General features: G+C 73.1%; 11 protein-coding genes. 7 read left to right on the forward strand and 4 right to left on the reverse strand.

The annotated features are described in order from the left end of the window. The first annotated feature begins 66 nt into the window (after positions 1-66). The gene (locus ACN9MM_RS22630; RefSeq protein ID WP_426365364.1) at positions 67-1,527 is read left to right on the forward strand and encodes a hypothetical protein; all 1,461 of its coding nucleotides are present in this window, start codon (positions 67-69) and stop codon (positions 1,525-1,527) included. Positions 1,528-1,555: 28 nt separating this feature from the next. Here the strand turns inward: ACN9MM_RS22630 and ACN9MM_RS22635 are convergent, their stop codons facing one another. Next, positions 1,556-2,815, reverse strand: a complete 1,260-nt coding sequence (locus ACN9MM_RS22635) for an ABC transporter substrate-binding protein (RefSeq protein WP_426365365.1) — start codon at positions 2,813-2,815, stop codon at positions 1,556-1,558. Positions 2,816-3,030: 215 nt separating this feature from the next. On the opposite strand from ACN9MM_RS22635, the gene ACN9MM_RS22640 reads away from it, so the two are divergent. Together ACN9MM_RS22640 and purU are read left to right on the forward strand one after the other, a co-directional pair. After that, positions 3,031-3,474 (forward strand): SCO4402 family protein, encoded by a 444-nt coding sequence (locus ACN9MM_RS22640; protein ID WP_426368803.1) that lies wholly within the window; start codon positions 3,031-3,033, stop codon positions 3,472-3,474. Between the two features lie 59 nt (positions 3,475-3,533). Beyond that, positions 3,534-4,385, forward strand: coding sequence for a formyltetrahydrofolate deformylase (gene purU / locus ACN9MM_RS22645; protein ID WP_382863480.1), 852 nt, complete (start codon positions 3,534-3,536; stop codon positions 4,383-4,385). A gap of 563 nt (positions 4,386-4,948) precedes the next feature. On the opposite strand, the gene ACN9MM_RS22650 is transcribed toward purU, so the two are convergent. Then, positions 4,949-6,196: a zf-HC2 domain-containing protein gene (locus ACN9MM_RS22650; protein ID WP_426365366.1), complete on the reverse strand. Its 1,248-nt coding sequence runs from the start codon at positions 6,194-6,196 to the stop codon at positions 4,949-4,951. Continuing rightward, a complete protein-coding gene (locus tag ACN9MM_RS22655; protein WP_426365367.1) occupies positions 6,193-6,774 on the reverse strand; it encodes a sigma-70 family RNA polymerase sigma factor in 582 nt (193 codons plus the stop codon). Before ACN9MM_RS22655 ends, ACN9MM_RS22650 begins: the two co-directional genes overlap by 4 nt. A gap of 159 nt (positions 6,775-6,933) precedes the next feature. Between ACN9MM_RS22655 and ACN9MM_RS22660 the strand changes: the two genes are divergently transcribed. Further along, on the forward strand, positions 6,934-7,320 hold the full coding sequence (locus tag ACN9MM_RS22660) for an STAS domain-containing protein (protein ID WP_426365369.1): 387 nt from the start codon (positions 6,934-6,936) through the stop codon (positions 7,318-7,320). On the opposite strand, the gene ACN9MM_RS22665 is transcribed toward ACN9MM_RS22660, so the two are convergent. After that, the gene (locus ACN9MM_RS22665; protein WP_426365370.1) at positions 7,289-8,800 is read right to left on the reverse strand and encodes a class I adenylate-forming enzyme family protein; all 1,512 of its coding nucleotides are present in this window, start codon (positions 8,798-8,800) and stop codon (positions 7,289-7,291) included. The genes ACN9MM_RS22660 and ACN9MM_RS22665 overlap by 32 nt on opposite strands. Before the next feature lie 134 nt (positions 8,801-8,934). Between ACN9MM_RS22665 and ACN9MM_RS22670 the strand changes: the two genes are divergently transcribed. The 3 genes from ACN9MM_RS22670 to ACN9MM_RS22680 are packed head-to-tail and all read left to right on the forward strand — an operon-like array spanning position 8,935 to position 12,144. Then, positions 8,935-10,137 carry an amidohydrolase family protein gene (locus ACN9MM_RS22670; RefSeq protein ID WP_426365372.1) on the forward strand — a complete coding sequence of 401 codons (1,203 nt, stop codon included), beginning with the start codon at positions 8,935-8,937 and terminating at the stop codon, positions 10,135-10,137. Beyond that, positions 10,137-11,273 carry an acyl-CoA dehydrogenase gene (locus ACN9MM_RS22675; protein WP_426365373.1) on the forward strand — a complete coding sequence of 379 codons (1,137 nt, stop codon included), beginning with the start codon at positions 10,137-10,139 and terminating at the stop codon, positions 11,271-11,273. Before ACN9MM_RS22670 ends, ACN9MM_RS22675 begins: the two co-directional genes overlap by 1 nt. A 7-nt stretch (positions 11,274-11,280) precedes the next feature. Next, the gene (locus ACN9MM_RS22680; protein ID WP_426365374.1) at positions 11,281-12,144 is read left to right on the forward strand and encodes an acyl-CoA dehydrogenase family protein; all 864 of its coding nucleotides are present in this window, start codon (positions 11,281-11,283) and stop codon (positions 12,142-12,144) included. The last annotated feature ends 190 nt before the right edge of the window (positions 12,145-12,334 follow it).

A 12,334-nucleotide genomic window follows, 5' to 3' on the forward strand; every position in this document is an offset into this window, starting at 1 on the left:
AGCCGTGTCGGCACCCGGTAGCGTGAGCCGACGATTCCGTAGGTTGGTCCATCAGTGGGAGTCCCGGTGACGCAGAACGGACAGGGTCCGGAGCATGGCGGCGGTCAGCCGTGGGGCGGCGCCTGGGGTCCCGCCGGTGGACCGCCCGGCGGGCAGCCCCTGCCGCCCGCGCAGCCGCTGCCGCCGGAGGCCCCGCAGGGCGCCGCCGACATGCAGTCCACCCAGTACCTGCCGCCGATACCGCCGCAGCAGGCCCCGCCGCAGCCCGGCTACGGGTACCCCGGGCCGGGTGCCCCGGCCGCCGCCGACATGCAGGCGACCCAGCACATCGCGCCGGTCCCGGGCGGAATGCCGCCGGTGCAGGGGATGCCTCCGCAGCAGGGCGGGATGCCGCCGGCCCAGGCCGCCCCGCAGCCGGGGTACGGCTACCCGGGCCCGGGCGCCCAGGCCGCCCCCCAGCCCGGCTACGGCTACCCCGGTCCCGGTGCCCCGGCGGCCGCCGACATGCAGGCCACGCAGCACATGGCGCCCGTGCCGCCGCAGCAGGGCGCGGGTTCCGACACCCAGTTCCTCGGCACGGGCCCGCTCGCCCCCCAGGGGACCGGACCGGCCGGCGCCTCGGACGCGACCCAGTACGTCGCCCCCGTACCGGCGCAGACGCCCGGTGAGCGGCAGCCGCCCGCCGAGTTCGACAACCTCTTCCGTACGGAGGCCCCCCGGCCGCCGCAGCAGCCGCACGCGCCGCAGGGCTACCAGCAGCCGGGCCCGGCCCCGTACCAGCAGCAGCACCAGCAGCCGCAGCACCACCAGCCTCCGCAGCCCCCGCAGCAGCAGTTCGGCTTCCGGGACGCCTACTACGACGACGAGGAGGAGCCCGCGCCGCGCCGCAAGTCGCCGGTCGCGCTGATCGCCGCCGTCGTCGTCGGCTGCGCGGTCGTCGGCCTCGGCGCCGGGGCGCTGCTCAGCGGCGGCGACGAGAAGAAGGACCCCAAGACGAGCGGCGAGAACGTGGCGGCGAGCTCCGCCGCGCCGTCCGCCTCGGCCGAGCAGCCCGCGGAGAAGCCGGCAGACCCGGCCGAGCCGCAGGCCGAGGAGCTCAGCAAGCTCCTCGCGACCAGCAGCAGCAGCCGCGAGACGGTGATCAGCTCGGTCGCGTCCATCAACCAGTGCAAGAACCTCGACAAGGCCGCGAGCGACCTGCGGGGCGCCGCGGAGCAGCGCCGGGGCCTGATCGCCAAGCTCCAGGCGCTGTCGGTCGACAAGGTCCCGGACAACGCGGCGCTGACCGCGGCCCTCACCAAGGCCTGGCAGGCCTCGGCCGCCGCCGACGACCACTACGCGGCCTGGGCCGACCAGATGAAGGGCAAGAAGGCCTGCAAGGGCGGCAAGGCCCGCTCGACCAGCCAGCGGAACGCGGGCGACGCGAAGAGCGGCGAGGCCACCGAAGCCAAGAAGACGGCGGCCGGGCTGTGGAACCCGACCGCCGCGAAGTACGGCCTGGAGAAGCGGAGCTGGACGCAGCTCTGAGCCGGGCTGGACGCAGCTCTGAGCGGGGCTACGGAGCGCTGAGGACGGTCTCGCCGACGTCGACGAAGCCGGGCTTCTGCGCCACGAGCCGCCCCTGGCGCACCACCTGGAACGTCACCTCGCGGTTGACGATCCGGGTGAAGCCGGGGGCGCCGAGCATGTCCTCGTACTTCCAGCGCAGGCTGGGGGTGAGGCCGCCGGTGTCGATCCGCTCGCCCCGGTCGAGGGCGTGGCTGATCTGTCCGGCCGTGATCGTGTCCTCGTCCAGCCCCTCGACGACCTCCTTGAGGACCGTGTACGCGATCCAGGTGGTCTGCACGCCGGCGTCGGCCGGGTCGACCCGGTTGTCGGCGAAGGCGTGCTCCTGGATGACCTTGCGCATCGGCGCCCAGCTCTTGTCGCTCGCCTCCGGGTACCAGCCGGTGACGAACGCGCCCTCGAAGGGGCTGTGCGGGCCGCCGGTGCGGTCGATGACGGGCTGGTCGACGCTGCCGAGGACCGAGGAGATCCGTACGGCGTCGCGCTTCTCCTCCTGCCCGGGGAGCCGGCGGAAGGAGTCGAAGAAGGTCTGGGTGCGCTCGCCGAGGACGGCGGTCACGCAGCCCTTCTCGTCGCCGGCCCGGGTGCGGGCGCGGCCGGCCTGCTGGGTGTACTCGGCGGCGTCCTCCAGGGCCGGGATGTCGACGGCACTGCGGTGACTCGCCCTGCGCAGGCCCGAGTTGAGGAGCTCGGGGAGCCTGTCGCCGGCGGTGGTGTCGGGGCGGACGAGGGAGACCTTCTCGCAGGAGTCGGCGAGCTGCATGCCGTGCCCGGCGACGAGGGAGGCCACGCCGCCGTTGACGGGGTACGAGAGGGAGCTGGTGAACTCGTCCTCGGCGATGCCGTAGCCGCCGATGTACGGGATGCCGGCGGCCTCCAGGGGGGCCATGAAGGCGCGGCCGTTCTGGCTGTACGAGCCGACGACGGCCACCGCCTTCTCGCGCACGGCCCGGCGGGCGCAGGCGGCGGCGCCGGCGGGGCTGTTCTGTTCGTTGCAGGTGAGGACCCGCAGCTCGTGCCCGTCGATGCCGCCCTGGGAGTTGACCCAGCGGGCGTAGGTCTGCGCCATGGCGGGCATACCGGGCATGTTGGTCGCGCGGGTCTGGTCGGGAGCCCACGTCATCACCGTGACGGGCTCCCTGGAGCCCCCCGTGGCCCCAGGGAGCACACCACAACCGGTGAGCAGTGACGCCCCCGTCGTCGCGGTCGTGACGTACGCGAGCAGTGAGATCAGTCGCTTACCGGTCATGGGCATGCACATTTCCGCCCCACGGGTAACGCGGGAGTGAGCACGGTTCAACGATGGGTGACGTGAAGGTGAATTACGGGGGTCGGTGACCGGATGGGGAGGGGGTGGGTCCGCTTGTCGGACACGGAACGTACGATCGAATCGTGTCCAGTCCAGCCCCCAGTCCCGTCTCCGGTTCGGTGAACTCTTCCCGTCGCGGCCGTCGCTCCTCCACCATGGGCGGCATGCCGCTCAATGACATGCCGTGGTGGCGCTGGCGCAGCAACGTGCGCTCGGCGCTGCACATGCTCTCCGACCCCGGATTCCACGAGACGACCTGGCTGGCCGGCCAGGAGGGGTACGGCGACGTCACCGACGCCGTCTACCGCCTCGTCGAGGACACCTGGCTCGACAACTGGTCCGCCGAGAAGTACGTCGGCTCGATCTTCCGGGACTCCGGCGAGGCCGCCCTCGTCGACGTCGCCGTCCTCCGGGTGCTGCGGATCATGCACCAGGTGGGCCCGGACGCCCAGGTCTCCGCCTACCTCCAGCACCCCGGCTGGCCCGAGGCCGTACGCGCCGCCCGCGAGGCACACGTACGCCTGGCCCACGCCGACGGCGAGGACCCCGACACACCCCCGCGCTCCCTCGACGTGCTCCATATCATGACCCGGTCCTGAGCCGTTCCGCCTGGCGGACGGTCGCCCGTCCGGCGGGGCGTCTGTGGCAGGCTGACGGGATGACCGACCAGTACGTCCTCACCCTCTCGTGCCCGGACAAGCAGGGCATCGTGCACGCCGTGTCGAGCTACCTCTTCATCACCGGGTGCAACATCGAGGACAGCCAGCAGTTCGGAGACCGCGACACCGGCCTCTTCTTCATGCGGGTCCACTTCTCGGCCGAATCCCCGGTGACGGTCGACAAGCTCCGCGCGAGCTTCGCCGCCGTCGGCGACGCCTACGCGATGGACTGGCAGATCAACCGCGCCGACCAGCCCATGCGGGTCGTGCTCATGGTCTCCAAGTTCGGCCACTGCCTGAACGACCTGCTCTTCCGGTCACGGATCGGGGCGCTGCCGGTGGAGATCGTCGCCGTCGTCTCCAACCACACGGACTTCCAGGCGCTCGTCGGCTCCTACGGGATCCCCTTCCGGCACATCCCCGTCACCAAGGACACCAAGGCGGACGCCGAGGCGGAGCTCCTCGACCTCGTCCGCTCCGAGAACGTCGAGCTGGTCGTCCTCGCCCGCTACATGCAGGTCCTCTCCGACGACCTGTGCAAGCAGCTGTCCGGGCGGATCATCAACATCCACCACTCCTTCCTCCCCAGCTTCAAGGGCGCCAAGCCCTACCACCAGGCGCACGCGCGCGGCGTGAAGCTCATCGGCGCGACCGCGCACTACGTGACGGCCGACCTCGACGAGGGCCCGATCATCGAGCAGGAGGTCGAGCGGGTCGGCCACGAGGTGACGCCGGACCAGCTGGTGGCGACGGGGCGGGACGTGGAGTGCCAGGCGCTGGCGCGGGCCGTGAAGTGGCACGCGGAACGCCGCATCCTCCTGAACGGCCGCCGCACGGTCGTCTTCGCGTAGCCCCCGCGCCCACCCCCGCCGGGGCCGGCACCCACCCCCGTTCGCGGCCCCGCACCCGTCGCGGGCGGCGCCCACCCCCGTTGTGGGCAAGCGTTCCGCAAGGGGCGGAACGGGTGGGCACAACGGACGGCGCCCCGTGCCGAGCCTAGGCTTCCGCGCCTTGACCCGCACCCCGTGTACGGAGCCGGTGGTGCGGGTCAAGGCACAGGGAGCGGAGGCGCCGCTGAGGGCGCCGTCCCGTGTGCCCACCCGTCCCGCCCCAGCGGGACGATTGCCCACACGGACGTGGGCGAAGGCCCCGCCCAACGTGCGGGCCCGCACGGGCGTGGGTGAGGGCCCGGCCCAAGGTGCGGGCCTACACGGCAGCGGGTGACGGGCCACGCGGCGGCCCACACGGGCGTGGGCGAGGGCCCCGCCCAAGGTGCGGGCCCACACGGCAGCGGGTGACGGGCCGCGCGGGGGGCCACACGGGCGGGCGACGGGCTCGCCCGGGCGCGGGCCCACGCGGGCGGGGGCGAAGGCCTCGCCCAGGCGCGGGCCCACGCGGGCGGTGGTGGGCGGGGCTACAGGCGGCTCAGTGACGCCGCTGCCGACAGCACGTCGCGGATCGCCTCGCGGTCCCCGTCCTGGCCCGCCGCCGCTTCCTCCGGCGTGATGTGCCCCGCCACCAGCTGGCAGAACTCGACCCCGTCCATCGCCACCTGCGCGACCGCCCGGTCCGGTGAGCCCACCGCCGCCGGGGAGTCCAGGGCTATGTACCAGTGGCCGCCGCCCGAGCCCTCCACCTCCAGGTGGAGCGAGCGGCCCGGCGCGCCCGCCGCGACGAGTTCCTTGGCGGGGCCGGCCAGGCCCGTGCGGCGGCGGTTGGCGAGGGCCGCGGGGAGCAGCCGGGCCGCGAGGTCGATCATGTCGTGCAGGTGCGCCCCGCTGGGCGGCGCGTACGGGTACGCCACCGCGTTCGCGATGTCGTCCGCGTGCAGCCAGCACTCGAAGGCCCGCTCCAGGAGGGAGTCCTGAAGCGGGAGGGCGAAGTCCTTGTACGGGACCGTCAGGTCCGCCACCCCGCGCCCCGCGAACGCGACCGTCCGGATCAGCGTGTGCGACTGGTCCCGCCACGGTCCCCGGAGGGAGCGGTTCGGCGGCCGGTCCAGGGCCGACCAGAACGCTTCCGTCCGCTCCGTCGGGGACAGCTCCGGGACCCCGGCGCCCAGCGGGTCGTCCAGGCCGAGGGCGGCCGACACCAGGCCGTCCACCGCGAAGAGGTGGCCGATGACCGCGGCGACGGTGGCCTTGCGGCGCTGTACGCGGTTCTCCTCGTACCACTTGAGCCGCACCGGGGCGTGCCACTCGGACTCGCCGATGTCCCTCAGGAGCGCGTCGAGCCGGGCGGTCTCCGCGTCGTAGGGCGTGACCCAGTCGGGGACGGGGATGCGGGCGGGGCGGCGGCCGAGGCAGTTCTCCAGGACCCGGGAGCGGAGCAGCGGGTCGAGGTCCAGGTCGCGGTCCTCGTGGAGGAGCGCGACGGCGTCGCGGAGCCGGAGGGCCTCGTCGGCGCAGGGCGCGCAGGTGGTGAGGTGGTTCTCGACGGCCCTGGTCTCGCCGGCCGAGCACGCCGAAAGCGCCCAGGCCCCGAGCAGGGACCTGAGCACGTTGTGGGTGAGGACCGGTACCTCGGGCTCCGCCACGTCCGGTTCCTCCGCCTCCTCCGGCGGTCGTGCCGTCAGGTCCGCGTGGTCGTCGGCCGCCCGGCGCGGGCCCGGTATCCGGCGGGCGTGGGCGACGTCGTCGGCCTCGCCGTCCGCCCCGGTCACAGCGCCCGTCCGTAGCCCGGCGGCGAGGACCCTTCGAGCGGCCGGGTGTGGGCGGAGGAGAGCAGTTGGAGTCCGAGCCGGAGGCGCCGGCGGGCCTCGTCCTCGGTGACGCCGAGGTCGGCGGCGGTCTGGCGGTAGTCGCGCCGCTGGAAGTACGCCAGTTCGAGCGCCTCCCGCAGCGGGGCGGGCATGGAGGTGACGATGTAGTCGGCGCGGGCGGCGACCGTGGCCCGGTGCACCTTCTGCTCCAGCTCCTCGGCGGAGCCGAGCCCCGTCTCCGCGTACGCCAGGGCCTCGGCCTGCCGCAGCCGGTGCACGGCCTGCCGCTGGGTCAGCTTGGCGACCCACGAGCGCATGCTGCCCTGCTTCGGGTCGTAGGAGTCGGGGTTCTCCCAGATGTAGCCGAAGACCTCGCGGGTGACCTGGTCGGCCGCGTCGTCGTCGTCGAGGACCCGGTGGGCGAGGCTGTGGACGAGGGCGGCGAACCGGTCGTAGAACTCGCCGAGGGCAGCGGCCTCCCCGCGCGCCAGCCGCTGCTGCATCCTGCGGTCCCAGCGCGGTGGTGTGTCCATCGCCATGAGGCCCTCCGTCCCGGTTCTCCTCCAAAGTAATGCGCCGCTGCGACAACGCACTCCTGTTTGCGGCAAGTGCGCCCTTGACGCGGATACGGATGGTAAGGAAAGCGTCATCCCTCGCGCCGGGGGTTTCGGCGCCTCGCGGTGGGGCAGGCGGCGACCGTGACGACGATCGAGGTCGACGAGGACGAGTACGGCCCCTGGACGGTTCTCCGCGTCCAGGGGGAGCTGGATCTGGTCACCTCGCCCCGGATACGCCGCCGGGTCCACGACGCCGTGGCGGGCGGCCGCCACGAGCTGGTGATCGACCTGTCCGCCGTGCGGTTCTGCGACTCCAGCGGCGTCGGTGTGCTGATCGCCTCGCGCCGGCTGCTCCGCTCCTGCGGCGGGCGGCTGCGTCTGATCCTTCCGGAGGAGCGGGACGACCGGGGCGGGCACGTCGGCCGGGTGCTCTCCGCGCTCGGTGTGCGCCGTCTCTTCGACGTGTACGAGGACGTGCCGGAGGCCCTCGCCGAGGTCACCGGGGCGCGGGGCCGAAGCGCTCCCTGAGCTGGTACTTCAGCACCTTGCGCAGGGTCTCGTTGCGGGGGAGCGCGTCGACCACCTCCAGCTGTTCCGGCAGCTTGTGGACGGAGAGGCCGGCCTCCCGCAGGAAGGCCGTGACCTGCGCGAGGGTGAGGGGGGCGGCGCCCGGGGGCTGTTCGACGACGGCGCAGACGCGTTCGCCGCGCTCGGCGTCGGGGAGGCCTATGACGGCGGCGTCGCCCACGCCCGGATGCCGGTGGAGGAGGTCCTCGATCTCCTTGGCCGAGATGTTCTCTCCCTTGCGGATGATGATGTCCTTGATCCGGCCCGTGAGGACGAGGTGGCCGCTCGGCGTGAGGTGCCCGACGTCGCCGGTGACGAGGAAGCCGTCCTCGTCGAACGCGGCGGCGGTCTGCGCCGGGTCCAGGTAGCCGCGGCAGACGGCCTCGCCGCGCAGCCGGACCTCGCCGTCGCCGGTGATCCGGATCTCCATGCCCGCGGGGGGCCGGCCCTCGGTGGAGGCGAGGTTGTCGGCGGTGTCGTCGGGGGCACCCATGGTGATCATGGGGACCTCGGTCATGCCGTACCCGTGGGTGAGCTGGCAGCCCAGCTCCTCGCGTACGGCGTGGTAGATCTCGGGCGGTTTGGGCGCCCCTCCGCCCGCGAGCAGGCGGAGGGTGGGGATGACGGGCTTCCCGGGCTGTTTCCGCTGCTCGGCGAGGAACATCGAGTAGAAGGCGGTGGAGCCGCCGGCGACGGTGACGCCGTGCCGGTTGTACTCGTCGAGGGCCTCGGGCAGCGCGAACTGCTCGAACATCACGGCCGGGAACCCGTACAGCAGGAGCATCACCGTGTAGTCGGGCCCGGCGATGTGCGCGTACGGGAAGGCCATCGAGCCGACGTCCCGGTCCGTCAGGTGCAGGGCGTGGGCGAGGCAGGAGCCGCCGGCGAGGAGTGAGCGGTCGGTGTGCAGGACGCCCTTGGGGTCGGAGGTGGTCCCCGAGGTCCAGTAGATCCAGCGGACGTCGGTGCCCGAGGCGGGCGGGGGAGGGAGGACGGCGGGGTCGCCGTCCGGAAGGTCCCCGTAGGCCTCGAAGACGCCGCGCGCGCCGAGCCGCCGCGCCATCTCCGCATGGTCGAATCCACGCCAGATTCCGGGGACCGCGAAGTGCTCGGCCCGGGACTCGCGGAGCGCGAATCCGACCTCCTTGTCCCGGTAGAAGGGGATCACCGGGGTCTGCACGGCGCCGATGCGGGCGAGCGCGAAGGAGAGCACGGCGGTCTCGATGCGGGTGGGCAGCTGCCAGGCGACGACGGTGCCGGGGCGCACGCCCCTCCCGTACAGGCCGGCGGCGCAGCGCTCGGCGCGCTCGCGCAGGCCCTCGAAGGTGAGGACGCGGTCGCCCTGGAGGAGGACGGGCCGGTCGGGGGTGAGGGCGGCGCGGCGTTCGACGAGCTCCCAGAGCGTGCGGGACTCGCCCAGGGCGTGTGCGGTCTCGTTCATCCCGTACTCCTCATGGCTGACGTTCCGTCAGATGGTGCGGTGAGCGTAGAGGTCCGGCGCTTGTCGGTCCAGGGGGTGGGGGCTAGCCTGATCCCGTCAGATCTGACGGGTCATCAGAAACGGGAGAAGGCTCCATGACGGAACTGCCCCGCATCATCAGCGTCGACGACCACGTGATCGAGCCCGCCCACCTCTTCGAGACCTGGCTCCCGAAGAAGTACCGCGACCGCGGGCCCCGGCCCCTCACCGCCGGCATCGGCGAGCTCGCCTACGTCGCCGGCAAGTACCAGATCACGATGGACCCCGAAGGCCCGCCCACCGACTGGTGGATCTACGAGGACCTCAAGTTCCCGTACAAGCGCAACATCGCCGCCGTCGGCTTCGACCGCGACGACATGACCCTGGAAGGCATCACCCGCGAGGAGATGCGGCGCGGCTGCTGGGACCCGAAGGCCCGGCTCGCCGACATGGACCTCAACCACGTCGAGGCCTCCCTCTGCTTCCCCACCTTCCCCCGCTTCTGCGGCCAGACCTTCGCCGAGGCCCACGACAAGGAGGTCGCCCTCGCCTGCGTCCGCGCCTACAACGACTGGATGGTCGAGGAATGGTGCGGCGACAGCCGCGGCCGGCTCATCCCGCTCTGCATCATCCCGCTCTGGGACATCGACCTCGCCGTCGCCGAGATCCGGCGCAACGCCGCCCGCGGCGTCAAGGCCGTCACCTTCTCCGAGATCCCCACCCACCTCGGCCTGCCGTCCATCCACTCCGGCTACTGGGACCCGTTCTTCGCCGTCTGCCAGGAGACCGGCACCGTCGTCAACATGCACATCGGGTCCAGCTCCCAGATGCCCGCCGCCTCCCCCGACGCCCCGCCCGCCGTCCAGGCCTCCCTGAGCTTCAACAACGCCATGGCCTCGATGATGGACTTCCTCTTCAGCGGCGTCCTCGTGAAGTTCCCCCGGCTCAAGCTCGCCTACAGCGAGGGCCAGATGGGCTGGATCCCGTACGCCCTCGAACGCGCCGACGACGTCTGGGAGGAGCACCGCGCCTGGGGCGGCGTCCGCGACATCGTCCCCGAGCCGCCCTCCACGTACTACTACCGGCAGATCTTCTGCTGCTTCTTCCGCGACAAGCACGGCATCGCCTCGCTCGACGTCGTCGGCCGCGACAACGCCACCTTCGAGACCGACTACCCGCACGTCGACTCGACCTTCCCGCACACCAAGGAGGTCGCCCTCGACCACGTCCAGGGGCTCGACGACGAGACGGTCTACAAGCTCATGCGCGGCAACGCCATCCGCATGCTCGACCTCGACCTCGACCGCGGGACCGCCTGATGGACCTCTCCTGCACCGACGAGGAGGAGGCCTACCGCGCCCGCCTGCGGGAATGGCTCGCCGCCACCCTGCCAGGACTCCCCGAGCGGCCCGACCCGCTCGACTGGCCCGCCCGCCGCGCCTACGACTGCGGCTGGCAGCGCCGCCTCCACGACGCCGGATACGCCGACACCCACTGGGACGCCTCCCCGACCCAGCGCCTCATCTTCCTGGAGGAGACCGAACGCGCCGGCGCGCCCTACGTCGGCGCCAACTTCGTCGGCCTCCTCCACGCCGGACCCACCGTCGCCGCCGAGGGCACGGCAGTCCAGCGCGCCCGCTGGCTCCCGCCGATCCTGCGCGGCGACGAGGTCTGGTGCCAGGGCTTCAGCGAGCCCGACGCCGGCTCGGACCTCGCCTCCCTGCGCACCCGGGCCGTACGGGACGGGGACGCCTACGTCGTCACCGGACAGAAGATCTGGACCTCGCACGCCGAGGTCGCCGACTGGTGCGAACTGCTCGTACGGACCGATCCCGAGGCGCCGTCCAAGCACAGGGGCATCACCTGGCTCGCCCTGCCCATGGACGCGCCCGGCGTCACCGTACGTCCGCTGCGCACCCTCGCCGGGTCCACCGAGTTCGCCGAGGTGTTCCTCGACGAGGTGCGCGTGCCCGTCGAGAACCGCGTCGGCGAGGAGAACGACGGCTGGCGCGTCACCATGGTCACCCTCTCCTTCGAACGCGGCACCGCCTTCGTCGGCGAGGTCGTCGCCTGCCGCCGGCTCCTCGGCGAACTCGCCCGCACGGCCCGGAAGAACGGCGCCTGGGACGACCCCGTCCTGCGGCGCCGGCTCGGCAGGCTCTCCGCCGAGTTCCAGGCGCTGTGGCGCCTCACCCAGGCCAACGTCAGCGAGGCCCAGGCCACCGGCGGCGTCCCCGGCGCCGGCGGCTCCGTCTTCAAGCTGCACTACTCGCACGCCCGCCAGGAGCTGTACGACGCGGCCGCCGCCGTCCTGGGCCCCGACGCGCTCGACCTCGGCCGCGACTGGACCCTCGACCGACTGTCCTCGCTCTCGTACACCATCGCGGCCGGCACCTCCCAGATCCAGCGCAACATCGTCGCCGAGCGCATCCTCGGCCTGCCGAAGGGCCGGTGATCCCGTCATGGACTTTCGCCTCACGGAGGACCAGCGGGCGCTGCGGCGAGGCGTGCGGGAGCTGCTCGCGCGCCGCTTCGACCGGGAGGCGCTGCGGGCGGCCGTCTCCGCGTCGTCCCCCTCCGTGGACCGTGGCCTGTGGCGGGAGCTGGGCGCGGCCGGGTTCTTCGCGCTGCGGCTCCCGGAGACGGAGGGGGGCGTCGGGCTCGGGCTGCCCGAGGCCGTCCTCGTCTTCGAGGAGGCGGGGCGGGCGCTGCTGCCGGGGCCGCTGGTCGCCACGCACGGGGCCGCCGGGTCCGTGCCGGGGGCGGCGGACGGGTCCGTCGTCGTGACCTCCGTGGAGGAGGGGCTCGTGCCGTGGCTGGACGAGGCCGACGTGGTGCTGGGCGACGTCACGGGTGCGGTGCCGGTGCGGTCGGTCGATCCGCTGACGCCGCTGCACCGGGTGCCGCGGCGCGTGGAACCGGCGGGGGAGGCGGTGCTCCTCACCGCCGCCGAGCAGGTCGGCAGTTCCGCCGCCACCACCGACGCGGCCGTCTCCCACGCCCGGACGCGGTCGCAGTTCGGTCAGGTCATCGGGGGGTTCCAGGCCGTGAAGCACCTCTGTGCCGGGATGCTCGTGCGGACCGAGCTCGCGCGTGCCGCCGTGTGGGCCGCCGCCGTCACCGGCGATCCCGTCGAGATCGCCGGGGCCAAACTGCTCGCCGACGAGGCGGCGGTCGGCAACGCGCGGGACTGTCTCCAGGTGCACGGCGGGATGGGCTTCACCTGGGAGGCCGACGTGCACCTGCATCTGAAGCGGGCCTGGGTGCGGGCGGAGCTGCGGATGCCGGCCGCCCGGGCCGAGGAGACGGTGGCCGCCGGACTGTAGCGCTGAGCGCGCGGCGCGTCACGGAATGTTGATATCGGGTTGTGTCCTTCGGCGGGGCCGTCACGGCCCGGAGTCGGCCTCCGCCTCCGGTACGCTCCGTGGGATGCGAGTGCTCGACGGCCCGGATCGTCCCGGTGTCGCCCCTGGGGCGGCCCCGCGGCCCGGAATGCCCGCCGCTCGCACCCGGCGT

Source organism: Streptomyces sp. E-08, from assembly GCF_049913095.1.
Lineage (GTDB): Bacteria > Actinomycetota > Actinomycetes > Streptomycetales > Streptomycetaceae > Streptomyces.

Coding starts and splice junctions, on each gene's coding strand:
- ACN9MM_RS22635 (WP_426365365.1), bottom strand. CDS start 2,815: ATGACCGGTAAGCGACTGATCTCACTGCTCGCGTACGTCACGACCGCG.
- ACN9MM_RS22640 (WP_426368803.1), top strand. CDS start 3,031: ATGGGCGGCATGCCGCTCAATGACATGCCGTGGTGGCGCTGGCGCAGC.
- purU (WP_382863480.1), top strand. CDS start 3,534: ATGACCGACCAGTACGTCCTCACCCTCTCGTGCCCGGACAAGCAGGGC.
- ACN9MM_RS22655 (WP_426365367.1), bottom strand. CDS start 6,774: ATGGCGATGGACACACCACCGCGCTGGGACCGCAGGATGCAGCAGCGG.
- ACN9MM_RS22665 (WP_426365370.1), bottom strand. CDS start 8,800: ATGAACGAGACCGCACACGCCCTGGGCGAGTCCCGCACGCTCTGGGAG.
- ACN9MM_RS22670 (WP_426365372.1), top strand. CDS start 8,935: ATGACGGAACTGCCCCGCATCATCAGCGTCGACGACCACGTGATCGAG.
- ACN9MM_RS22675 (WP_426365373.1), top strand. CDS start 10,137: ATGGACCTCTCCTGCACCGACGAGGAGGAGGCCTACCGCGCCCGCCTG.
- ACN9MM_RS22680 (WP_426365374.1), top strand. CDS start 11,281: ATGGACTTTCGCCTCACGGAGGACCAGCGGGCGCTGCGGCGAGGCGTG.